Source organism: Streptomyces sp. B21-105, assembly GCF_036898465.1.
GTDB lineage: Bacteria > Actinomycetota > Actinomycetes > Streptomycetales > Streptomycetaceae > Streptomyces.
Genome location: NZ_JARUMJ010000001.1, coordinates 6,483,647 through 6,505,719, shown reverse-complemented (window position 1 = coordinate 6,505,719; position 22,073 = coordinate 6,483,647). Strand labels below are relative to the sequence as shown.

Here is a 22,073-nt window from a genome sequence, read left to right as displayed (position 1 = left end):
CCCTTTCCCGAACGGCAGGGCCCACCCGCCCCAGAGTCCGGGAACCGGGTCGAGGCGTGCGCCCCGCCGCCCGGCGCGACCCCTACGGCCTACGGCGCGGACCGGTACGCGAAACGGTCGTTCGCGTATCGCCCCCGCCGCTCCAACGGAATCTGCCCGTGCGCGGCCGCGAGGCCGAAGGCCGGCATGTCGCCGTAGACCGCCTCGTACGACCCTTCCGGCACGACGTACGCCTCGTGCCAGATCCCCACGTGCCCCCGCACCTTCCCCTCCCGCTCCTTGCGGTTGAGCCTGGCCCACACGCGGTGGTGGAACGCGTCGGGCGCGCTCGCGTAGGCGTAGAGCTTCTCCTTCGACTCCCAGTACTGGACGATGTAGTACGTCCGCGGCGAAGCCGTCAGCAGGACCCGGGACAGGAGTCCCCGGCTCGGGTCCTTCTTCAGCTCGGCGAGCATTCTGAACATCGCCAGCATCACCGGCACCCACTGGTGCACGGCCCAGAAACGGTTGACGCGCATCCCGATGAGCAGGACGACGACGTCGCCTCGTGCGTCTGCGGTGGTACGGGTGGCTTCGGACATGCTTGGATAGTGACGCTACCCAAGGGGGTGCGCAAGGGATGCGACTGGCCGAACTGAGCGAGCGCAGCGGAGTCTCGACGGCGACGATCAAGTACTACCTGCGCGAAGGCCTGTTGCCGCCCGGCCGCCGGCTCAACGCGACGACCGCCGAGTACGACGAGGAGCATCTGCGCCGCCTGCGGCTGGTGCGCGCCATGATCCAGGTGGGCGGGCTGCCGGTGGCCACGGTCCGCGAGGTGCTCGGGCACGTGGACGACGACTCTCTGGGCCGCACGATCCGCCTCGGCGCGGCCCTGTGGGCGCTGCCCCAGGCTCCCGAGCCGGACACCGAGGACGAGCACGTCCGCGCCGCCCACCAGGAGACGGACGACCTGTTGCGCACGCTGGGCTGGGCCAACGCCCGCCTGCTGACGACGATCTCCCCCGCGTACCGGTCACTGGTGGTCTCGGTGGCCGCGCTGCGCCGCCTCGGTTACGACTGGGACGCCGAACTGCTCCTCTCCTACGCCCGGTTGATGCACGAGGCCGCGGTCCTGGACCTGGACTTCGTGGAGACCGGGAGTCGGAGGCGGAGCGTATCGAGACGGCGGTGCTGGGGGCGATCCTCGTCGAGCCGATGCTGCAGGCGCTGCACCGGCTGGCGCAGGAGGAGGAGTCGGCGCGGCGGTACGGCTTCGAGTGAGCGACGCCCTCGCGGCGGACGCACGTGAAAGGCCCCCCGCCGAAGCGGAGGGCCTTTCATGTGGTACCCCCGACCGGATTCGAACCGGCGCTACCGCCTTGAGAGGGCGGCGTGCTAGGCCGCTACACAACGGGGGCCTAGATTCTGCGTTTCCGCAGATCAGAGCTGGTCTACCAGGACTCGAACCTAGAATGACGGTACCAGAAACCGTAGTGTTGCCAATTACACCATAGACCAAGGTGATCACTGTGAATCGTACCCCCGACCGGATTCGAACCGGCGCTACCGCCTTGAGAGGGCGGCGTGCTAGGCCGCTACACAACGGGGGCCCTAGCGATCCTGCATGAGAGACAGCGGGTGCGACCCGGACTGCCTTCCTGGGAAGGATCTGTACCCCCGACCGGATTCGAACCGGCGCTACTGCCTTGAGAGGGCAGCGTGCTAGGCCGCTACACAACGGGGGCTTTGCAGATGAGCTCTGCGAGCTGGCCTACCAGGACTCGAACCTAGACTAACTGAACCAGAATCAGTCGTGCTGCCAATTACACCATAGGCCACTGGAACGCAAGCCCCTGTGGGGATCTTGTTCTAGTTTGCGCCTTCGGTGCCCGGCCTTTCAGCCCGCTCTCCGGCGACGCAGGAAGAACATTACCCGAAGGTGGACTGCGCTCCAAAACGGGTATCCGCGCCGAGGATGGCGGGGAGTTCGGCGAGGGTGACGATCCGGTGCCGTCCGGCGGGCACCTCCACGGCCGCCGTGCCACCGTAGCGGTCGATCCACACCGAGAGCAGTCCGGCGTCGGCGGCGCCCCGTCCGTCGATCTCCGGGTGGTCCCCGACGTAGGCCACCTGGTGCGGGGGCAGCGACAGGGCCTCGCAGGCCGCGAGGAACGCGCCGGCCTCCGGTTTGGAGACGCCGAGTTCAGCGGCGCACAGGATGACCTCGAAGCGGTCGTGGACGCCGAGGGCGCGCAGCTTGTGGTCCTGCACGTGGATGCTGGAGTTGGAGAGCACGGCGTGGCGGTGACTGGCGGCGAGCGCGTCGAGCACGGGCAGGACGTCGGGGAAGAGCGACCAGGCGGCCTCGTAGTGCGCGATGTACCGCCGGAACCAGGCGTCGGTCTCCGCGTCGGTCAGCTCGGGCCGTTCCAGGAACGCCCGTACCCGGTCGCGGCGCTGGTCCTCGAAGGTGATGCCGCCCGCGGAGAACCGCGCCCACTGCTGGTCGGTCACCTCCCGCCAGCGCGCGACGGCCTCCTCCGCCGTGCCGAACCGGTCGAGCAGCCGCTCGGTGGTGAGATACGCCCGCATGCCCTCGCGGTCGGCGGTCGTGTAGTCGAAGAGAGTGTCGTCAACGTCCCAGACCACGGCGCGAATACTCATGTCCCCGACGGTATCGCGGGCTGGCACACTGAGGACATGAGCGAGTACCGAGTCCAGTTCACCCTTGAGGCGCGTGCGGCCTACGACACCTTGCCGGTCTCTCGCCAGGCCCAGCTCGACCGGGCCGTGCGGATACTGTCGCGGGATCCGTTCCGCAAGGCCTCGACCGCGCCGCTGGGCCCGGACGAGAATCTCCGTAAGGCATACGTCGCCCCCGGTGTGATGCTGGAGTACGTCGTGGCGGGCGCGATCATGGTCGTGGTCGTGGTCTGGATCTTCGACGAGACCCACTACCTGATCGACGAGACCGACGCACTCTGAGGTGACCGCGTGAGGGGCGGCACCCGGTAATCCCGGGGGCCGCCCCTCACGCGTGCCCGGGCGTTACGCCGCGAGCTTCGCCAGCGCCGCGTCGATGCGGGCCAGGGTCTTCTCCCTGCCGAGGACTTCCAGCGACTCGAAGAGGGGCAGGCCGACGGTGCGGCCGGTCACGGCGACGCGGACCGGCGCCTGGGCCTTGCCGAGCTTGAGGCCGTGGGCCTCCCCGGCGGCCAGGACGGCCTCCTTCAGGGACTCGGCGGAGGTCCAGTCGGCCGACTCGAGCTTCTCGCGGGCCGTCCTGAGCAGCGCGTCGCTGCCCTCCTTCATCGCCTTCGCCCAGGACACCTCGTCGGCGACCGGCTCGGGCAGGAAGAGGAAGTCGACGTTGTCGGTGATCTCGGAGAGGACCTTGAGCCGGGTCTGCGCGTGCGGGGCGATCGCCTGCCACTTCGCCTCGTCGAAGGCCTCCGGCGCCCAGGGGGCGAGAGGGGCCTGCAGCCAGGGGGCGCAGCGCTCGGTGAAGTCCTTCACGTCGAGCAGACGGATGTGGTCGGCGTTGATCGCCTCGCACTTCTTGAGGTCGAAGCGCGCCGGGTTGGGGTTGACGTCCGTGACTTCGAAGGCGGCGACCATCTCGTCCATCGTGAAGATGTCCTGGTCGGCCGAGAGCGACCAGCCGAGCAGCGAGAGGTAGTTGAGCAGGCCCTCGGGGAGGAAGCCACGCTCGCGGTACAGGTTGAGGGACGACTCGGGGTCGCGCTTGGAGAGCTTCTTGTTGCCCTCGCCCATCACGTACGGCAGGTGGCCGAAGGCGGGCACGGACTTCGCGATGCCCAGCTCGGTCAGCGCCTTGTAGAGGGCGACCTGGCGGGGCGTGGAGGAGAGCAGGTCCTCGCCGCGCAGGACGTGGGTGATCTCCATCAGGGCGTCGTCGACCGGGTTGACCAGCGTGTACAGCGGGGCGCCGTTCGCGCGGACGATGCCGTAGTCGGGCACGTTCTCCGGGGTGAACGTCAGCTCGCCGCGGACCAGGTCCGTGAAGGTGATCGTCTCGTCGGGCATGCGGAAGCGGACGATGGGCGTACGGCCCTGCGCCCGGTACTCCTCGGCCTGCGCCTCGGTGAGGTCGCGGCAGTGGCCGTCGTAGCCGGACGGCTTGCCGGCGGCGCGGGCGGCCTCGCGGCGGGTGTCCAGCTCCTCCTGGGAGCAGTAGCAGCGGTACGCGTGACCGGCGTCCAGGAGCTTCTGCGCGACGTCCTCGTACAGGTCCATGCGCTGCGACTGGCGGTACGGCGCGTGCGGGCCGTCGACCTCGGGGCCCTCGTCCCAGTCGAAGCCGAGCCAGCGCATCGAGTCCAGGAGCTGGCGGTACGAGTCCTCGGAGTCGCGGGCCGCGTCGGTGTCCTCGATGCGGAAGACCAGGGTGCCCTGGTGGTGCTTGGCGAACGCCCAGTTGAACAGGGCGGTGCGGACCAGTCCCACGTGCGGGTTACCGGTGGGCGAGGGACAGAAACGGACGCGTACGGGAGAACCGGGTGCGCTAACCACGCTTGACAACCTTGTTGGTGAGAGTGCCGATGCCTTCGATGGTGACGGCGACCTCGTCGCCGACAGCCAGTGGGCCCACCCCTGCCGGGGTGCCCGTGAGGATCACGTCGCCGGGGAGCAGCGTCATGGCCTCGGTGATGTTGACGATCAGATCCGCGATGGAGTGGGTCATCTCGCTGGTGCGGCCGAGCTGGCGTTGCCCGCCGTCCACCGTGAGCTGGATCGTGAGGTCGGACGCGGTCGCCAGGTCCAGGCCGGTCTCCACCCAGGGGCCGAGCGGGCAGGAGGTGTCGAAGCCCTTGGCCCGCGCCCACTGCTTCTCGCGCCGCTGGACGTCCCGTGCGGTGACGTCGTTCGCGCAGGTGTAGCCGAAGATCACGTCCGCCACGCGCTCGCGCGGGACCTCGCGGCACATCCGGCCGATGACGACGGCCAGCTCGGCCTCGTGGTGCAGTTCCTCGGAGAACGCCGGGTACTGGATGTCGTCGCCGTGGCCGATCACCGAGGTGGACGGCTTGAAGAAGGCGAACGGGGCGTCGGGGACCTCGTTGCCCAGTTCGCGCGCGTGCTCGGCGTAGTTGCGGCCGAAGGCGACGATCTTGTTGGGCAGCACGGGCGGCAGGAGCCGGACCTTGCTCAGCGGCACCTTGGTGCCGGAGAGCTCGAAGTCCGCGAACGGGATGCCCTTGATGATGTCGAGGACGAGCTCGTCCGGCTCGGCCCCCTCGACCGCGCCGAAGGCGACGTTGCCGTCGATGGAGAACCTGGCGATGCGCACGGGTTGGTTGGCCCCTTGACTGAGCTGGCTGGAGTGTGACGCTCCAGGCTAACGCGGGAAGGGCGCCCCCGGCCGGGGACGCCCTTGACATCCGTGGCCGGCGGCTTGAGCATTCGGCGGCCGGCGCCCGTATGTGATCGCGGAGATCGGCGGTGATCTCCTGGATCCCGTGGATCTATTCCGCGACGGAGGCGGCGAGCGGCGCCTCCATGAGGACGGTGCGCTTGGGGTTGGCAGTCTGGGCAGGGAGATCGACGGAGTGCTCCTGCTGCTCCGGGAGCTGCAGTTCGTCGGCGTCCTTGAGGTGCGCCAGCGTCGTGCGCCTCGGGTTGGCGATCTTGTGGAACATCGTCGTCGTCTTCACTGTTGTACGTGACCCTGTCGTCTCGGGGCGCCGGGGAGGCCGTTGAAGGCCCTCCGCGCGGGCGCGGTTTTGTCGGATGTGCCATCCCTGTAAAGGGTCAGGCTAAACACGCGATTCCCGGTGAACGCGTGAAGGTCGCATGACCGGCGTGTGAGTTTGCTCACGGGTTCAGGGTTATTTCGGTCATTTCGGGCCTCCATTTGACCACTATGAAACGGACATAAGTAATCTGAAGCGCTCATTCCGCTCCTGATCATGGCGACTGGGACAACGCCACTGCCCCTGGGGTTCACACGGTTATGTCCGCCTTATGGGGAAACACTTTCTACATCCCGTAACTTCACCCTCACGTGGTGTCACGGATGTCACAGCCTGGCCAACGGGCCTTGTTGCAGATCCTGCACTGTGCTGGAATTCCTCGGACCGCCGCGGGATCGAGCCGGCGCACAGGGGGCGCAGAGCGCGCCCGGTGGCGGCGAGACAGGGGGAGCCGGCGCCGGTACCTACGACCATCTGGGTGGCGTAATTCAGGACGCCCCCCAACACGCCGACACCGTCTTTCCGTTCACGCGGAGGGGCGCCTGGTCCAGAGGTTGCGACGCTAGTGCAGGGACGTTTCAAGAGGGATGGCAGTGCTTCGGCGGAGCCGGAGCCGCACGGCGGGACTGGCCCCAATGCCGGCAGTTCCTCGCCCCAGCACGCCCAGAACCCGGGCCCGGCCGCTTCCGGCGACGGCGGTGAGCGCCACGGGCGCCCCGGCTCGTCCGCGTCGTCGAGTCCCCTTCCCCCGACTCCGACGGCCAAGCCGCCGGCCGGCGGTCCCGGTCCTCGGGTGGCCCTGCGCAACTGGCGCATCTCCACGCGTCTGGTGGCGCTGCTGACCCTGCCGGTGGTCGCCGCGACCACGCTGGGCGCGCTGCGCATCGACCAGTCCATGGACGACATCAAGCAGCTCGACAACATGAAGCTGCTGACGGACATGACCAAGCAGGCCACCGAGCTGGCCGTCCAGCTGCAGAACGAGCGCGACCACTCCGCCGGTCCGCTGTCGCACGGCACCAAGGCGACCGACTTCGGCATCACGGGCTACCGGGAGAAGACCGACCGGGCGGTGACCGACTTCCAGGACGCCTCGGAGGAGATCGACGCCGCCAGTACGGACGGCAACCTGCAGGGTGTCCGCGACAGCCTCGTGGGCCTTCTCAGCGACCTCGGCAACCTGGCCAAGATCCGGTCGACCGCCTACTCGGAGCCGAAGAACTCCACCCAGACGGTCGAGGCCTACCACCGGCTCATCACCAGCCTGCTGGACCTGTCGCAGGACATGGCGCAGGCCACCAGCAACCCGGAGATGATCCAGCGCACCCGCGCCCTGTCCGCCTTCTCCGCGGCCAAGGAGTACGCCTCCGTCCAGCGCGCCGTGCTCGCCTCGGCGCTGCCGGTGCAGAACACCGTCTACGGCGACCTCTCCGAGAACGACCGGCAGTACGCCGAGGCCGCCCTCCAGAACGAGGACTCCGAACTCGCGAGCTTCCGCAGCATCTACGGCAACGACGGCGCCGACGAGCTGCTGCGGCCGATCGAGCGGGGCAACCCGGTCATCGAAGAGGCCGACACCTACGCCAACCGGGCGCTGAGCTCGGACACCGGTCTGCAGTCGCAGGACAAGCGGTCGTACAAGGACTGGATCGACGACAGCTCGACCAAGATCGCGCAGATGGCCAACATCGAGCACGGGCTGCTCGAGGACATGGAGCAGAAGGCGCGTGAGCTGCGCGCCGAGTCCGAGCGCGAGGCGATCATCTCCGGTGCGCTGATCCTGCTCGTGCTGGGCGTCTCGCTGGTCGGCGCGTTCGTCGTCGCCCGGTCCATGATCCGCTCGCTGCGCCGCCTTCAGGAGACCGCCACCAAGGTCGCCCAGGACCGGCTGCCCGAACTGGTCAAGCAGCTGTCCGAGTCCGACCCGCAGGACGTCGACACGTCCGTGGAGTCGGTCGGTGTGCACTCCCGGGACGAGATCGGCCAGGTGGCCGCGGCCTTCGACGACGTGCACCGCGAGGCGGTCCGCCTCGCTGCCGAGCAGGCCCTGCTGCGGGGCAACGTCAACGCGATGTTCACCAACCTCTCGCGCCGGTCCCAGGGCCTCATCCAGCGTCAGCTCTCGCTCATCTCCGAACTGGAGTCCCGCGAGGCCGACCCGGACCAGCTGTCCTCGCTCTTCAAGCTCGACCACCTCGCGACCCGCATGCGCCGTAACGGTGAGAACCTCCTCGTCCTCGCGGGTGAGGAGCCCGGCCGCCGCTGGACCCGTCCGGTCCCGCTGGTCGACGTGCTGCGCGCCGCAGCCTCCGAGGTGGAGCAGTACGAGCGCATCGAGCTCTCCTCGGTGCCGACCACCGAAGTGGCCGGCCGGGTCGTCAACGACCTCGTGCACCTGCTCGCCGAGCTGCTGGAGAACGCCACCTCGTTCTCCTCCCCGCAGACCAAGGTCAAGGTCACCGGTCACGCGCTGCCCGACGGCCGCGTGCTGATCGAGATCCACGACACCGGCATCGGCCTCTCCCCCGAGGACCTCGCCGCGATCAACGAGCGACTCGCCTCGCCGCCCACCGTGGACGTGTCGGTCTCCCGCCGCATGGGTCTGTTCGTGGTCGGTCGTCTGTCGCAGCGGCACGGCATCCGCATCCAGCTGCGCCCCTCCGACTCCGGTGGCACGACCGCGCTGGTCATGCTGCCCGTGGACGTCGCCCAGGGCGGCAACAAGCCCCAGCCCAAGCCCGGTCAGGGCGGTGTCGCGGGCGGTCCCGCCGCCGCGCAGGCCGCGGCCGGCGTCGCCGCCGCGCGTCGCCAGGGCGGCGCCCTCGGCGCCGGTCCCGGCGCGGGCGGCCGGCTCGCCGGCGGTCAGGGTCCCCGGGCCGCACTGCCCGGCAGGGACGGCGGTGGCCGTCCCGGCGGACAGCCGCCGCGCGGTCCCCAGCAGCCGCCGGCCGCACCGCCGCAGGGCCGTCCGGCTCCGGCCGGCGCCGGCTTCGGCGGCCAGGCGCCGGGTGCGCCGCAGGGCCGGCAGGCGGCCAACGGCAGCACGCAGGGCATGGACATGTTCGGCGGACGTCCGCCGCAGCAGCGCCCCGACAACGCCGAGCAGGGCGGCCGCGGCCGTCAGCCGCAGTTGCCGCCGCGCGGCGGTCCGCGCGCCGAGCTGCCGGGCGGCAACCCGCAGCCGCGCGTGACCAGCTGGGGCGACGAGAACGCCCGGCCGCCCGTGCCGCGCACCCCGCTGGACGCCCCGCGCGGCCACGAGGAGCCGGACGTCGCGCAGACCTCGCGCATGCCGCGCATCGACGACCGGCAGGGTCCCGGCGCCACCGCCGAGATACCCGCGGTGCCGCGGACCGACGAGCGTCAGGGCCAGGGCGGTCCCGCCGACTTCAGCCGTCCCGCCGACTTCGGCCGGCCTGCCGACTTCGACCGAGCCGCCGACTTCGGCCGGCCCGCGGCGAACGGTCCGCAGAACACGGGCCAGTTCCCGGCCGTGGGCAACCCGCAGGACACCGGTCGGTTCCAGCGTCCGGACACCGGCCAGTTCGAGCGCCCCGGCGCGGGCGGCCGTCCGGGCGACAACGGCTACACCCGCTCCGACGTCTTCGGCGCCCCCGGCGGCCAGAACGCCCCGGCGACGCCCGACCACTTCGCACCGCAGGGCTACGACAACGGCTCCACGGGCCAGTTCGCCTCCCCCGGCTACGACGGCTCCTCCACCGGGCAGCACTCCCTTCCCGGCCGCCAGGACCCCTCGTCCACCGGCCAGTTCCCCGCTCCGCAGTCGAACGGCTACGGAGCAGCGCACCAGCCGGTCCCGCAGCGTCCGGCCGGGCGCCCTGAGCCGGAGGCGCTGCCGCCGGCCGCGGGTCCCGGCGACGGCCGCACCCCGCTGTACGACACGCTGGAGACCAACTGGTTCCACGGTCAGCAGGCGAGCGGTGCGGCGCCGTCCCCGGCTCCGCAGCAGGAACAGCAGCCGCAGGCCCCGGCCGCTTCGCAGCGCCCGGCCGCCGGCCCCGCCTCCTGGCGGACCTCGCCCAACGACGAACTCGTCCGTCAGGCCGAGCGGGTCAGGCAGCCTGCCGCGGGCGGCGTCACCACCTCCGGTCTGCCGCGCCGGGTGCCCCGGGCGAACCTCGTCCCGGGCACGGCTCAGCAGCAACAGCACCAGACCGGTCCGCAGGTCTCGCGTACGCCTGACGACGTTCGCGGCCGGCTGACCAATCTCCGTCGGGGCATCGCGCAGGGTCGTCAGGCCGGCAACGGCTCGACCGGCAGTTTCCCGAGCCCCACTCACCAGCAGGAGCGTTAGTTGAGCCAGATGAGCCAGGCAGCACAGAACCTGAACTGGTTGATCACCAACTTCGTGGACAACACCCCTGGGGTGTCCCACACCGTCGTGGTGTCCGCCGACGGGCTCCTGCTGGCCATGTCCGAGGGCTTCCCCCGCGACCGTGCCGATCAGCTGGCGGCCGTCGCCTCGGGGCTGACCTCACTCACGGCCGGGGCCTCCCGGATCTTCGAAGGCGGCAACGTGGCCCAGACGGTCGTCGAGATGGAGCGGGGATTCCTCTTCCTCATGTCCGTCTCGGACGGGTCGTCGCTGGCCGTGCTCGCGCACCCGGAGTGCGACATCGGCCTCGTCGGCTACGAGATGGCACTGCTCGTCGACCGAGCGGGCGCGGTCCTCACGCCCGACCTCCGCGCCGAGCTCCAGGGCAGTCTGCTCCACTGACCCGCCCGAGTACCACCCGCCTCACGAAACCACCGTCCGGCCGACACAATTCCCCCCACCGGCCTCGACGGACGGCACGACAAACCTAAATTGCTGTCCCGCCCGGAGGATCCATGACCCCGCCCACCGCCCATCATGATCCGTACGCGGAGCCGTACGGCGATGAGGGCGACCAGCCGCTGGTGCGTCCGTACGCGATGACCGGTGGCCGGACCAGGCCGCGCTACCAGCTCGCCATCGAGGCGCTGATCAGCACCACGGCCGACCCGGCAGCGCTCATGGGGCTGCTCCCGGAGCACCAGCGGATCTGTCACCTGTGCCGCGAGGTGAAGTCGGTCGCCGAGGTCTCGGCGCTGCTGGCCATGCCGCTGGGTGTGGCGCGGATCCTCGTCGCGGACCTCGCCGAGGCCGGACTGGTGGCCATCCACCAGCCGGGCGGCGACGAGAACAACGGTGGCGCACCTGACGTGACGCTGCTCGAAAGGGTGCTCAGTGGACTTCGCAAGCTCTGACGGAGGCCGGGCCACCACCTCCGCGAAGATCGTGGTGGCGGGTGGCTTCGGCGTGGGCAAGACCACGTTCGTGGGCGCCGTCTCCGAGATCAACCCGCTGCGCACGGAGGCCGTGATGACGTCCGCTTCGGCGGGCATCGACGACCTGACCCACACCGGGGACAAGACCACCACCACGGTGGCCATGGACTTCGGCCGCATCACGCTCGACCAGGACCTGATCCTCTACCTGTTCGGCACGCCGGGCCAGGACCGGTTCTGGTTCATGTGGGACGACCTGGTGCGCGGTGCGATCGGCGCGGTGGTGCTGGTGGACACGCGGCGCCTCGCCGACTGCTTCCCCGCGGTCGACTACTTCGAGAACAGCGGTCTGCCGTTCGTGGTCGCGCTCAACGGCTTCGACGGGCAGCAGCCCTACCAGCCCGAAGAGGTGCGCGAGGCGCTGCAGATCGGCCCGGACACCCCCATCATCACGACGGACGCCCGGCACCGCTCGGACGCCAAGAGCGCGCTGATCACCCTGGTCGAGCATGCGCTGATGGCACGACTGCGGTAACTTTCAAGCATTAGGCGACGTACAGCAGTTGCCGTAGGCGCTCTGGAGCCGGCTGTGGGCTTTGACACGGTCGGCTCCGGTGTTCATAACGTTTCGGCAGAGGAATCGACCTGTCCCGCCACGCGTCGCGGTCGCTCGGTCTCACTGTGCGCATGAAGGCCCCGTCTTTTGGCGGGGCTCGTTCTTTTTGACCGTTTTATCTGGGGTTTACATCACGTCGAACCCTCTCCCTTCCATGTTTGGAAGAGGACTGGTCGTCATGCTGGAATGCCTGAACTGCCCAATAGTCAATGACGTACTCATGGTCGATGGCTGACCGGGCTCTGAGACACAGCGGCACGACGAAGGTGCCGACCGCCGAGAGGTTGTTGGTCGAGTGAGGCGAAGCAAGAAAAGTCCCGAGCCTGCGGCCCGGGGCAACTTCACGCCGCCGCCGCGCGGAGCGGCGCCCGCCCATGTGCCCGGCTCGGAGCCGACGGCCGCGTCCGCCAGAGGCGGCAGCCGGCTCTCCCCGCGCAACTGGCGGGTGCCGACCCGGCTGAACGCGATTCTGCTCATACCCGTGGTGGTCGGCCTGGTCATGGGCGGCTTCCAGGTGAAGAGCTCGATCGACACCTGGCAGGAGGCCGAGGACGCGGAGAACACCGCGCGTCTGGTGCGGGCCTCGCTCAGCTACGGCGACGCCATCTACAAGGAGCGCGACATCTCGGCCGCGCCCCTGCTCGCCGGCAAACAGGACGACGCGACGGTCACCGCGGCCCGCAAGGTCACCGACGACGCGGCCAACGCCTTCGACGAGGCCGCGAAGAACATGCCGGCGAAGGCCGGTCTGGAGCGCCGGCTGAAGCTGTTCCGCGACGCGGAGACGAAGCTGGCGCCGCTGCGCGCGGCCGCCTACACCTCCAAACTGTCGGGCGTACAGACCGAAGAGGGCTACACAGCGATCGCGCACCCCCTGATGGAGTTCTCCAACGAGCTCGGTCTGGGCACCGGCAACATCACTTCCTACGGCCGCACCGTCTACGCGATCTCGCTGACCAAGGCCGCGATGTCGCTGGAACGCTCGATCGGCATGCACCTGCTGATCAAGCCGGGCCCGCGGGACGACGACTTCGCCAAGCAGAAGGTCTCCCTCTCCTCCTACGCCTACCTCGAGGGCATCGCCATCGAGGAGTACGTCGGCGGCGGCACCGAGGCCGACGCGCAGAAGCTGCAGGACGCCGAGGCGAAGATCAAGAGCGACGGCGCCGCGCAGGCCGCCGAGGCGAAGCAGAAGAACCCGGACTACGTTCCGCCGCCCGCCAACCCGACGACCATGGTCGTCGCCATCTCCACGATGCGGAGCAGGGACGGCGCCGAGCGCGCCGCCCTCGCCGAAAAGGGCATCAGCATAGAGAACTGGTGGGCGGTCACCACGCTGAAGTACGAGGCCTACCGGCAGATCGAGTCGGACCTGACCGACACGGCCGTGTCCGAGGCGTCGGACATCGCGGCGGACGCCAAGACCTCCGCGATCATCACCGGCGCCGCCGTGGTCGTCGCCCTGCTCCTGGCGTTCATCCTCGCCGGTGCGGTGGCCCGCCAGATGAGCCGCTCGATGCGCCAGCTGCGCAACGCCGCCTTCGGCATCGCCGAACAGCGGCTGCCGATGCTCGTCGACCAGCTCTCCCGCACCGACCCCGGCCGGGTCGACACCCGGGTCGCCCCGATCCCGATCACCACCACGGACGAGATCGGCGAGGTCGCCCGTGCCTTCGACCAGGTCCACCGTGAGGCCGTCCGGCTCGCCGCCGAGCAGGCCCTGCTGCGGGGCAACATCAACGCGATCTTCACCAACCTCTCGCGCCGCAACCAGTCGCTGATCGAGGGCCAGCTGACCCTGATCACCGACCTGGAGAACAACGAGGCCGACCCGGACCAGCTGGAGAACCTCTTCCGCCTGGACCACCTCGCGACCCGTATGCGCCGCAACGGCGAGAACCTGCTGGTCCTCGCGGGCGAGGAGCCCGGCCGTCGCTGGGACCAGCCGGTCCCGCTGGTCGACGTGCTGCGCGCCGCCTCCTCCGAGGTGGAGCAGTACGAGCGCATCGAGCTGTCGGGCGTCCCGGAGGCCGAGATCCACGGCCGTGCCGTGACCGACCTCGTGCACCTGCTCGCCGAGCTGCTGGAGAACGCCACCACGTTCTCCTCCCCGCAGACCAAGGTCCGCGTGACGGCCACCCGTCTTCCGGACGGCCGCGTGATGATCGAGATCCATGACAAGGGCATCGGCCTGACCGCCGAGGACTTCGCGGACATCAACCACAAACTGGCCAACCCGCCGACCGTGGACGCCGCGATCTCCCAGCGTATGGGCCTGTTCGTGGTCGGCCGACTGTCCGACCGGCACGGCATCCGCGTCCAGCTGCGGCCCTCGGGCGAGCAGGCCGGCACCACCTCGCTGGTCATGCTGCCCGACGCGATCACCCACGGCGGCGGCGGCGAACAGCAGCACCAGCCGGACCGCGACGAGTTCACCGTCTCGCAGATCATCCCGGAGCAGAACTACGGCGCCGGCGAGGACTTCAGCAACGGTCTGCCGATGCGCACCGCCGCCGAGCTCGGCTTCGACGACAGCCGCTACGAGGTCCCCGACGACATCCGCGACCTGGACCCGGTGGGCCGGTCCCTGATGCGCGAGGAGCGCCGCGCGGCCCTGGAGTCCCAGTCGGGCCAGCCGGACCAGCAGTCCGCGCAGCCGCACCGGTCCGCCGAGGTCTCCCCCTACGGCGAGAACTACGACGCCGGCCAGGGACAGCAGGGCTACGAAGCCGGACAGGGCGGTTACGACCCGGCCCGCAGCGGCGCCCAGGGCCACTACGACAACGGTGCGACCGGCTACGCCGAGCAGCCCGCCTCGTTCGACCAGCAGACGGCGTACCAGGAGCAGCCGCGCCCGGCGTACGACGACCCGTACTTCCCGCCGAACGGCGGGACGCCGCAGGGCGACTCCTTCGCCTCGCAGGGCGACTCCTTCGCCCCGCGGAACGGCCTGCCGCAGGGCGACGGGTTCTCTTCGAACGGCGGTTACCCGGACCCCGCGTATGCGGAGCCCGTCCAGGAGGAGCGAACGGCTGCCGAACCGGCCGCGTCCGAAGGCTTCTCGCCGTACGAGGAGCAGCAGTCCTACCAGGACGACTGGCCGCAGCAGAACGGTCACGGCAACGGTTACCAGAACGGCTACCCGGACCAGTACGCTCCCGAAGCGGAATCCACGCAGGCCGCTGACGCGGGTGAGCAGAACCGCGTAGGCTTCGATCGTCCGGGATCGACCCCCGCCGCCTCCCACGCGCTGACCGAAGCCGGTCTGCCCCGCCGCGGATCCACCGCAAGCGGTCCGAACGGCGCACGGCCCGCCACGAAGCAGGAAGCGCCGGCCTCCTCTTCGGAGAGCAACGGCGGCGGCGACACCTGGCGGTCGGCGAACGACGAGCGCTGGCAGCAGGCCTCCGCTCTGAAGAAGCCCAAGGCGGGCGGGGTCACCTCCTCCGGTCTGCCGCGGCGGGTGCCCAAGGCCAACCTCATCGAAGGCGCCGCCGAGAGCACCCCCCAGGGAGGCCCACAGGTCTCCCGCGCCCCGGAGGACGTCCGAGGCAGGTTGAGCAACCTGCGTCGCGGCGTCCAGCGCGGACGCAACGCAGGAAGCAGTGAAACGAACGGCCAGGCCACTGGGAATCTTCACGGTGGGCCTGACAGCACCTACAACCAGGAGCGTTAGTGTGAGCCCGATGAGCCAGGCGGCACAGAACCTGAACTGGTTGATCACCAACTTCGTGGACAACACCCCGGGGGTGTCCCACACGGTGGTGGTCTCCGCCGACGGACTCCTTCTGGCGATGTCCGAAGGCTTCCCCCGCGACCGTGCCGACCAGCTCGCGGCCGTCGCCTCAGGTCTGACGTCCCTGACGGCAGGCGCTTCCCGGATCTTCGAGGGAGGCAGCGTGAACCAGACGGTTGTGGAGATGGAGCGGGGATTCCTGTTCATCATGTCCGTGTCCGACGGTTCCTCGCTCGCGGTGCTCGCACACCCCGAGGCGGACATCGGCCTCATCGGGTACGAGATGGCCCTCCTGGTGGACCGAGCCGGTTCGGTCCTGACGCCCGATCTTCGAGCGGAGCTCCAAGGGAGCCTTCTCAACTAACAAACGGACGGTGCGTTTTGGCGTCCCGAGGCCGTAGTGTTTCGGGACGCGGCTCCACGTGATGGGTGCCAGGGCACAGTCGGAGGAGGAGAGAGAGTGGCAACACCCCCAGGCGGTTCGCATTCGGGCAACTGGTCGTACGGTCCTGCCCAGGGCCAGAACGACGGTTCCCAGAACCCGAACCGTTACGACTTCCCCTCCGCGCCCAGCCAGCAACGGCCGTACGCGCCTCAGGGGCCGCAGGGCCCGGGGCCGTCCCCGTACGACCAGCCGCACTCCCCGCGTATCCAGCCGGTGCAGCCGCACCGCCGCGCCCCGGAACCGGCGCCTGCCGGTTCGTCGAACAACCCGCTGGTGCGTCCGTACGCCATGACCGGTGGCCGGACCCGCCCGCGTTACCAGCTCGCCATCGAGGCGCTGGTGCACACCACCGCGCAGCCGCATCAGATGCAGGGCCAGCTGCCCGAGCATCAGCGGATCTGCAACCTCTGCCGAGAGATCAAGTCGGTCGCCGAGATCTCGGCGCTGCTGACCATCCCCCTCGGTGTGGCCAGGATCCTCGTCGCCGACCTGGCGGAAGCGGGACTGGTCGCCATCCATCAGCCCGGCGGCGACGAGAGCGCCGGCGGCCAGCCAGACGTGACACTGCTCGAAAGGGTGCTCAGTGGACTTCGCAAGCTCTAGCGGGGGTCCCTCCCGCTCCACCACTTCCGCGAAGATCGTGGTGGCGGGCGGCTTCGGCGTGGGCAAGACCACGTTCGTCGGGGCTGTTTCGGAGATCAATCCGCTGCGCACCGAGGCCGTCATGACGTCCGCGTCGGCGGGTATCGACGACCTCACCCACACGGGGGACAAGACGACCACCACGGTCGCCATGGACTTCGGCCGCATCACCCTGGACCAGGACCTGATCCTGTACCTGTTCGGCACGCCCGGCCAGGACCGCTTCTGGTTCATGTGGGACGACCTGGTGCGCGGCGCCATCGGCGCGATCGTCCTCGTCGACACCCGCCGTCTCGCCGACTGCTTCCCCGCGGTCGACTACTTCGAGAACTCGGGTCTCCCCTTCGTCATCGCGCTCAACGGCTTCGACGGCAACCAGCCGTACAACCCGGACGAGGTACGCGAGGCGCTGCAGATCGGCCCCGACACCCCCATCATCACGACGGACGCCCGTCATCGCGCGGACGCCAAGTCGGCGCTGATCACCCTCGTGGAGCACGCCCTGATGGCGCGGTTGCGGTAGGCGTCGGCGCGGCCACGGGCTGCCCGCGGCGGTGCTGAGCCGTCAGCCGGGCAGTCGGTGGCCGGTGGGCGGTGGCACAGTTCCCCGCGCCCCGAAGACCGCCCGGACATCGCGCCCCGGACATGCGGAAGGGCCCCTCTCTCGGAGAGGGGCCCTTCCGTGTCGTGGGAGGTCAGTGCCAGCTGTGCGGGGCGCGGAAGCCGCCCTCGCGCTCCAGACGGCGCCAGCCGGCCTTGTGGCGGCCTCGGCGGTCCGGGGCGGGCTCGGAGGTGCGGGCGGCGGCGCGGGCCAGGAGGATCGCCGTGATGGCGGCGACTTCCTCGGGCTCGGCGTGGCCCTTCTCGACGCGGATGTCGGGAGTGTTCATGGGTCTCAGTCTCCGTGGATGAGGTTTCCGCAGGGGTGCCGCTGGGGGTCCGCCGTGTTACTGCGGAGGGTTGCCGTGCTTGCGGGACGGCAGGTCGGCGTGCTTGGACTGGAGCATCGCCAGCGAGCGGATCAGGACCTCGCGGGTCTCCGCCGGGTCGATGACGTCGTCGACGAGGCCGCGCTCGGCCGCGTAGTACGGGTGCATCAGCTCGGACTTGTACTCCTTGACCATGCGGGCCCGCATGGCGTCGGGGTCCTCCGCGCCGGCGATCTGCCGCCGGAAGATGACGTTGGCCGCGCCTTCGGCGCCCATGACGGCGATCTCGTTGGTCGGCCACGCGTAGGTGAGGTCCGCGCCGATGGACTGGCTGTCCATGACGATGTAGGCGCCGCCATAGGCCTTGCGCAGGATGAGCGAGATACGGGGGACGGTCGCGTTGCAGTAGGCGTAGAGCAGCTTCGCGCCGTGCCGGATGATGCCGCCGTGCTCCTGGTCGACGCCGGGCAGGAAGCCGGGGACGTCGAGCAGGGTGACGATCGGGATGTTGAAGGCGTCGCACATCTGCACGAAGCGGGCGGCCTTTTCGGAGGCCTCGATGTCCAGCACGCCGGCCAGCGACTGGGGCTGGTTGGCGACGATGCCGACGACGCGGCCGTCCAGACGGGCCAGCGCGCAGATGATGTTGCGCGCCCACCGCTCGTGGACCTCGAGGTAGTCGCCGTCGTCGACGATCTCCTCGATGACCTTGGTCATGTCGTACGGGCGGTTGCCGTCGGCCGGGACCAGGTCGAGCAGGACGTCGCCGCGACGCTCGGCCGGGTCGCCGGCCTCGGCGCGCGGGGGGTTCTCGCGGTTGTTCTGCGGCAGCATCGACAGGAGGTAGCGCACCTCGGCGATGCACGTCTCCTCGTCGTCGTAGGCGAAGTGACAGACACCGGAGGTCTCGGCGTGCACGTCGGCGCCACCGAGGCCGTTCTGGGTGATCTCCTCGCCGGTGACCGCCTTGACGACGTCCGGGCCGGTGATGAACATCTGCGAGGTCTCACGGACCATGAACACGAAGTCCGTCAGGGCGGGGCTGTAGGCCGCGCCGCCCGCGCACGGGCCGAGCATCACGGAGATCTGCGGGATGACGCCGGAGGCCTTGGTGTTGCGCTGGAAGATGCCGCCGTACCCGGCGAGCGCGGAGACGCCCTCCTGGATACGGGCGCCGGCGCCGTCGTTGAGCGAGACCAGCGGAGCCCCGGCCGCGATGGCCATGTCCATGATCTTGTGGATCTTCGTGGCGTGGGCCTCGCCCAGCGCGCCGCCGAAGATGCGGAAGTCGTGGGCGTAGACGAAGACCGTGCGGCCCTCCACCGTGCCCCAGCCGGTGATCACACCGTCGGTGTACGGCTTCTTCGCCTCGAGGCCGAAGCCGCTCGCGCGGTGCCTGCGCAGCTGCTCGACCTCCTGGAAGGACCCCGGGTCCAGGAGCAGCTCGATCCGCTCCCGGGCGGTCAGCTTGCCCTTGGCGTGCTGCGCCTGGGTCGCCTTCTCGCTCGGACCGGCCAGGGCTTGGGCACGGATCCCGTGCAGTTCGGCCACCCGGCCGCGCGCGTCCGTGGGCTCCGAAGGCTCGGCGGTCAGTTCGCCCGTCGTCTCTTCCAAAACGGTCATGTAGCGACCTTACGAAGCCCGCCAAGGAAAGCGAGACGTCGACTCCGTACAGTCTCCGAAGCGTTTTCCTGGTACCACCGAACAGAACCCGGCGGGCGTGCAGCCGTTCCGACTGCTCAGAGGGCCTCGCGCTTGTGGGGGTCGCACAAAGACCGCGGGTGCGATCCGCCTCACATCCGGGGTGCGCGACGCGGTTCTGCTTCGGCCGGTCGAGTGATGCGGCGAGTCCGGCAGCCCCTGCGGAATAGGTTCGCGACCGCCCACGTTGGAGTCATTGAAGGTTAAACAAACCGGGCCTCCCCCGTCCCCCAAGGAGCATCCCATGAGCATCTTCGGCCGCAAGAACACCGACGACTCCGCCGCCGCCACCGCCACGGTGAGCCCCGAGCTCGCCGCGCTGACCGGCGTCTACTCGATCGACCCGGCACACTCGACGATCGGCTTCACGGCCCGGCACGCCATGGTCACCAACGTCAAGGGCAAGTTCAACGAGTTCACCGGCTCTCTGCAGCTGGACGGCGCCGACCCGTCCCGGTCCACCGCCTCCATCGACGTCAGGATGGACAGCATCGACACCGGGTCCGCCGACCGCGACGGCCACCTCAAGAGCGCCGACTTCTTCAAGACCGACGAGTTCCCGGCGATGACCTTCCGCTCCACGTCCGTCGAGTCCGCCGGCGACGACTACCGCGTCACCGGCGATCTGAGCATCCTCGGCGTCACCAGGCCGCTCACCATCGACCTGGAGTTCAACGGCGCCGCGAGGGACCCGTTCGGCAACGAGCGCGTCGGCTTCGAGGGCAAGGCGGAGATCCTGCGCTCGGAGTGGGGCCTGACCTGGAACGCAGCGCTGGAGACGGGTGGCGTCCTGGTCTCGGACAAGATCAAGCTGAACTTCGACATCTCGGCGATCAAGAACGCGTAGGCGCTTTGACACGGCATGGCAGAAAACATCAGAAAACAGCAGAAAGGGGCCGGAAGCAAAGAGCTTCCGGCCCCGATTTGTGCCTTGTGTCACAGTCACGAGGTATGAGCACCAGGACCGGACCCCAGCACTATCCCGGCGCGAACCGCGACCACTGGTACCAGGACGACTTCGGCGGCGACCGCATGGAGGTCAACGTCGTCGTCCTGCACACCACCGAGGGCCGCTCGCTGCCCGACTACCAGGGCGGCTCCGTCGCACCCAACCTGACGGCGGTGCCGGACTTCGCCGCCAAGCGGCTGAAGTGGTACCAGCACTTCGACATCGACATCTCCTCGCGCGCCCTGGCCAACCTGCGCGGCGGCGTCGAGACGAACACCCTGAACGTCTGCCAGGTGGAACTCGTCGGCACCTGCGATCCGAGCCTGCACGCCAAGTGGACGGCCCGCGGCCAGACGCACCTGTACTGGCCGAAGGCCCCGGAGTGGGCGCTGCGCGCCGTCGCCCAGTACCTGGCGTGGATGAACATCCACCACCATGTGCCGCTGCGCGGCCCGGCGCTGTGGCCCGCCTACCCGAAGTCGGCGGGGAACGGCGGCGGCCAGCGGATGAGCGGGCAGCGGTGGAACGCCTTCAAGGGGGTGTGCGGACACATGCACGTGCCCGAGAACACGCACGGCGACCCCGGCGCGATCGACTTCGACGGCGTGCTGGGATTCGCCAAGGCGGCGGTGCAGGACTGAGAGCGGGGCTGCGTGCGGCGGTGCGGGGCTGCGAACCGGAAGGCGGGACGTCGGATGTTCGGGCGTTCGGGCGTCAGAATCCTCCGCCGAAGTCGCCCCCGCCGAAGTCGCCTCCTCCCCCGCCGTCTCCGAAGCCACCGAAGTCACCGGGGTCGAAGTCGGCTCCGGAGACGTCGCCGCCGTCGTAGCCGCCGCCGAAGTCCCCGTATCCGTCGCCGTAGGCGTGGGCGTAGGACGGGGTGGCCATCATGGAGCCGAGCATCGTGCCGACGAGGAGGCCGGGCAGGATGCCGCCGCCGAAGTAGCCGCCCGCCCAGGGGCCGTAGGCCGGGCCCGCCTCCCAGTAGGGGCGGCGGCCGTAGTCGCTGTCGACCTCGCGGATCACCGGATCGCGGCCGTCGGCCAGCCTGGTCGCGTCCGCGGCGCAGACCGGGACCTCACGCGTGGCCCCGCCGGTCGGCGTCCAGGTGGCGTCGCCGACCGAAGGGCCGTGGCGGGGGTCGAAGAAGCAGGGCGGACGGCGTTCGGGCAGCGGCCGTCCCTCCCGGCGGGCGGCGAGCAGGGCGAGGGAGAAGCGGCCGTCCTCCAGGGCCTCGGTGACACCGCGCACGTCCTCGGGGCGCGCGGCCGACGCCATGGCCGACTTCGCCTGTTCGTAGGCGTCCAGAGCACGTTCGTAGTCGGCGCGCATGGCGTCGTCGGCGCCCGGCTCGGCCGGATGGAAGTCCAGCCGGTCCAGTTCCTCGCCGAACGCGGTGATGTCCTCGTCCACGACGACCCGCAGCCGGTCGAGTGCGGCCCGCTGCTCGTCCGCGCGGCGCCGGCGGTTGCGGCGCACCAGCGTGTACGCGCCGGCCCCGCCCGCCGCCAGCACCACGCCCGCCGTGATCAGCGCGGTCTGCGAGACCCCGTCGCCGTCCGAGGAGCCCCAGCTCGCGGGGGCCGAACCGCCCATGTTCAGCAGGGCGCGGTCGGTGAAGTCGGCCAGCTGGGCCGACGCGTCAGGCTCGGAGCGGACGCTGGTGACCAGGTTCTGGACGGCCGTGCGGGAGAGCACCGAGGAGTCGGCCCGGGCGTCGAAGCGGTCGCCGAGGCGGATCGCGTACGCGCCGGTCACGCCGGTGGCGGTCCGCAGATCGGTGAAGAGGTCCGCCATGGGGTAGCCGGCCGGCAGTACCGCGATGAACAGCGGCTTGCCGGCGTCCTCGATCTGCTGCTGGAGGGCGTGCGCGTCCGCCTGGGACAGTTGGCCCCTCGCCTCGGGGTCGACGTAGACCGGGCTGTCGCGGAGGGCCTCGGCGACGGCCGACACGTCGGTGGCCGCGTCGGCGCGCGGGGCGCCCGCCGCCAGCAGGGCCAGGACGGCGAGCACGAGTGCGGCCACCAGGGAGAGGAGGCTCCGGGCCGATGACACGACCTTCATATCTCGAAAGTACCCGAAGCACAC

The 22,073-nt window shown here is 69.9% G+C and carries 19 protein-coding genes, 5 tRNA genes and 1 pseudogene; 12 read left to right on the top strand and 13 right to left on the bottom strand.

Annotated elements, in window-relative coordinates:
• Positions 1–89: 89 nt before the first annotated feature.
• Positions 90–581, bottom strand: coding sequence for a DUF4188 domain-containing protein (locus tag QA802_RS29440; RefSeq protein ID WP_334528751.1), 492 nt, complete (start codon positions 579–581; stop codon positions 90–92).
• A gap of 38 nt (positions 582–619) precedes the next feature.
• Here QA802_RS29440 and QA802_RS29435 point away from each other — a divergent pair.
• Positions 620–1,263, top strand: a pseudogene (locus QA802_RS29435) (MerR family transcriptional regulator).
• 61 nt (positions 1,264–1,324) lie between these two features.
• Here QA802_RS29435 and QA802_RS29430 read toward each other — a convergent pair.
• The 6 genes from QA802_RS29430 to QA802_RS29405 all read right to left on the bottom strand — a co-directional run bounded on the left by QA802_RS29430 (position 1,325) and on the right by QA802_RS29405 (position 2,646).
• Positions 1,325–1,400 (bottom strand) — tRNA-Glu (locus QA802_RS29430).
• A gap of 28 nt (positions 1,401–1,428) precedes the next feature.
• Positions 1,429–1,500 (bottom strand) — tRNA-Gln (locus QA802_RS29425).
• A 19-nt stretch (positions 1,501–1,519) separates the two neighbouring features.
• Positions 1,520–1,592 (bottom strand) — tRNA-Glu (locus QA802_RS29420).
• 62 nt (positions 1,593–1,654) lie between these two features.
• Positions 1,655–1,727, bottom strand: a tRNA-Glu gene (locus QA802_RS29415).
• A 21-nt stretch (positions 1,728–1,748) separates the two neighbouring features.
• Positions 1,749–1,820: transfer RNA gene (locus QA802_RS29410), tRNA-Gln, on the bottom strand.
• A gap of 91 nt (positions 1,821–1,911) precedes the next feature.
• A complete protein-coding gene (locus QA802_RS29405) occupies positions 1,912–2,646 on the bottom strand; it encodes an HAD family hydrolase (RefSeq protein ID WP_334528748.1) in 735 nt (244 codons plus the stop codon).
• Positions 2,647–2,682: 36 nt separating this feature from the next.
• On the opposite strand from QA802_RS29405, the gene QA802_RS29400 reads away from it, so the two are divergent.
• Entirely contained in the window at positions 2,683–2,967 is a 285-nt protein-coding gene (locus QA802_RS29400; protein WP_306949122.1) for a hypothetical protein, read from the top strand.
• A 63-nt stretch (positions 2,968–3,030) separates the two neighbouring features.
• Here the strand turns inward: QA802_RS29400 and gltX are convergent, their stop codons facing one another.
• From gltX to QA802_RS29385, 3 genes are all read right to left on the bottom strand, one after another.
• Entirely contained in the window at positions 3,031–4,515 is a 1,485-nt protein-coding gene (gltX, locus tag QA802_RS29395; RefSeq protein ID WP_334528744.1) for a glutamate--tRNA ligase, read from the bottom strand.
• Complete coding sequence (locus tag QA802_RS29390) at positions 4,508–5,293, bottom strand: fumarylacetoacetate hydrolase family protein (protein ID WP_334528741.1); 786 nt, start codon at positions 5,291–5,293, stop codon at positions 4,508–4,510. The genes gltX and QA802_RS29390 overlap by 8 nt, the downstream gene beginning before the upstream one ends.
• 175 nt (positions 5,294–5,468) lie before the next feature.
• Positions 5,469–5,657 (bottom strand): hypothetical protein, encoded by a 189-nt coding sequence (locus QA802_RS29385; protein ID WP_057580474.1) that lies wholly within the window; start codon positions 5,655–5,657, stop codon positions 5,469–5,471.
• Between the two features lie 604 nt (positions 5,658–6,261).
• On the opposite strand from QA802_RS29385, the gene QA802_RS29380 reads away from it, so the two are divergent.
• The 8 genes from QA802_RS29380 (at position 6,262) to QA802_RS29345 (ending at position 16,929) form a co-directional block, all read left to right on the top strand.
• Positions 6,262–10,011 carry a sensor histidine kinase gene (locus QA802_RS29380; protein ID WP_334528738.1) on the top strand — a complete coding sequence of 1,250 codons (3,750 nt, stop codon included), beginning with the start codon at positions 6,262–6,264 and terminating at the stop codon, positions 10,009–10,011.
• Positions 10,012–10,020: 9 nt separating this feature from the next.
• Positions 10,021–10,434, top strand: coding sequence for a roadblock/LC7 domain-containing protein (locus QA802_RS29375; protein WP_003973453.1), 414 nt, complete (start codon positions 10,021–10,023; stop codon positions 10,432–10,434).
• Positions 10,435–10,547: 113 nt separating this feature from the next.
• Positions 10,548–10,946 carry a DUF742 domain-containing protein gene (locus QA802_RS29370; protein WP_009190816.1) on the top strand — a complete coding sequence of 133 codons (399 nt, stop codon included), beginning with the start codon at positions 10,548–10,550 and terminating at the stop codon, positions 10,944–10,946.
• Positions 10,927–11,502: a GTP-binding protein gene (locus QA802_RS29365; RefSeq protein WP_030793795.1), complete on the top strand. Its 576-nt coding sequence runs from the start codon at positions 10,927–10,929 to the stop codon at positions 11,500–11,502. Before QA802_RS29370 ends, QA802_RS29365 begins: the two co-directional genes overlap by 20 nt.
• Positions 11,503–11,878: 376 nt before the next feature.
• Positions 11,879–15,259 (top strand): sensor histidine kinase, encoded by a 3,381-nt coding sequence (locus QA802_RS29360; protein ID WP_334528735.1) that lies wholly within the window; start codon positions 11,879–11,881, stop codon positions 15,257–15,259.
• A gap of 10 nt (positions 15,260–15,269) precedes the next feature.
• Positions 15,270–15,683, top strand: a complete 414-nt coding sequence (locus QA802_RS29355; RefSeq protein ID WP_037781109.1) for a roadblock/LC7 domain-containing protein — start codon at positions 15,270–15,272, stop codon at positions 15,681–15,683.
• A gap of 96 nt (positions 15,684–15,779) precedes the next feature.
• Entirely contained in the window at positions 15,780–16,367 is a 588-nt protein-coding gene (locus tag QA802_RS29350) for a DUF742 domain-containing protein (protein ID WP_319171056.1), read from the top strand.
• Positions 16,348–16,929: a GTP-binding protein gene (locus tag QA802_RS29345; RefSeq protein ID WP_026248371.1), complete on the top strand. Its 582-nt coding sequence runs from the start codon at positions 16,348–16,350 to the stop codon at positions 16,927–16,929. Before QA802_RS29350 ends, QA802_RS29345 begins: the two co-directional genes overlap by 20 nt.
• Before the next feature lie 172 nt (positions 16,930–17,101).
• On the opposite strand, the gene QA802_RS29340 is transcribed toward QA802_RS29345, so the two are convergent.
• Both QA802_RS29340 and QA802_RS29335 read right to left on the bottom strand, forming a co-directional pair.
• Positions 17,102–17,296 (bottom strand): acyl-CoA carboxylase subunit epsilon, encoded by a 195-nt coding sequence (locus QA802_RS29340; protein ID WP_057580470.1) that lies wholly within the window; start codon positions 17,294–17,296, stop codon positions 17,102–17,104.
• 57 nt (positions 17,297–17,353) lie between these two features.
• Positions 17,354–18,958 (bottom strand): acyl-CoA carboxylase subunit beta, encoded by a 1,605-nt coding sequence (locus QA802_RS29335; protein ID WP_334528732.1) that lies wholly within the window; start codon positions 18,956–18,958, stop codon positions 17,354–17,356.
• A gap of 322 nt (positions 18,959–19,280) precedes the next feature.
• Here QA802_RS29335 and QA802_RS29330 point away from each other — a divergent pair, with 322 nt between their 5' ends.
• Together QA802_RS29330 and QA802_RS29325 are read left to right on the top strand one after the other, a co-directional pair.
• Positions 19,281–19,883: a YceI family protein gene (locus QA802_RS29330; protein WP_334528729.1), complete on the top strand. Its 603-nt coding sequence runs from the start codon at positions 19,281–19,283 to the stop codon at positions 19,881–19,883.
• Between the two features lie 104 nt (positions 19,884–19,987).
• On the top strand, positions 19,988–20,626 hold the full coding sequence (locus tag QA802_RS29325; RefSeq protein WP_334528726.1) for a hypothetical protein: 639 nt from the start codon (positions 19,988–19,990) through the stop codon (positions 20,624–20,626).
• Between the two features lie 73 nt (positions 20,627–20,699).
• On the opposite strand, the gene QA802_RS29320 is transcribed toward QA802_RS29325, so the two are convergent.
• A complete protein-coding gene (locus QA802_RS29320; RefSeq protein ID WP_334528723.1) occupies positions 20,700–22,049 on the bottom strand; it encodes a hypothetical protein in 1,350 nt (449 codons plus the stop codon).
• Positions 22,050–22,073: the final 24 nt, after the last annotated feature.

Bases quoted from the DNA above. Each gene is read 5' to 3' on its own strand.
- QA802_RS29440 (WP_334528751.1), bottom strand. From the start codon at position 581: ATGTCCGAAGCCACCCGTACCACCGCAGACGCACGAGGCGACGTCGTC.
- QA802_RS29405 (WP_334528748.1), bottom strand. From the start codon at position 2,646: ATGAGTATTCGCGCCGTGGTCTGGGACGTTGACGACACTCTCTTCGAC.
- QA802_RS29400 (WP_306949122.1), top strand. From the start codon at position 2,683: ATGAGCGAGTACCGAGTCCAGTTCACCCTTGAGGCGCGTGCGGCCTAC.
- QA802_RS29375 (WP_003973453.1), top strand. From the start codon at position 10,021: ATGAGCCAGGCAGCACAGAACCTGAACTGGTTGATCACCAACTTCGTG.
- QA802_RS29370 (WP_009190816.1), top strand. From the start codon at position 10,548: ATGACCCCGCCCACCGCCCATCATGATCCGTACGCGGAGCCGTACGGC.
- QA802_RS29355 (WP_037781109.1), top strand. From the start codon at position 15,270: ATGAGCCAGGCGGCACAGAACCTGAACTGGTTGATCACCAACTTCGTG.
- QA802_RS29340 (WP_057580470.1), bottom strand. From the start codon at position 17,296: ATGAACACTCCCGACATCCGCGTCGAGAAGGGCCACGCCGAGCCCGAG.
- QA802_RS29335 (WP_334528732.1), bottom strand. From the start codon at position 18,958: ATGACCGTTTTGGAAGAGACGACGGGCGAACTGACCGCCGAGCCTTCG.
- QA802_RS29330 (WP_334528729.1), top strand. From the start codon at position 19,281: ATGAGCATCTTCGGCCGCAAGAACACCGACGACTCCGCCGCCGCCACC.
- QA802_RS29325 (WP_334528726.1), top strand. From the start codon at position 19,988: ATGAGCACCAGGACCGGACCCCAGCACTATCCCGGCGCGAACCGCGAC.
- QA802_RS29320 (WP_334528723.1), bottom strand. From the start codon at position 22,049: ATGAAGGTCGTGTCATCGGCCCGGAGCCTCCTCTCCCTGGTGGCCGCA.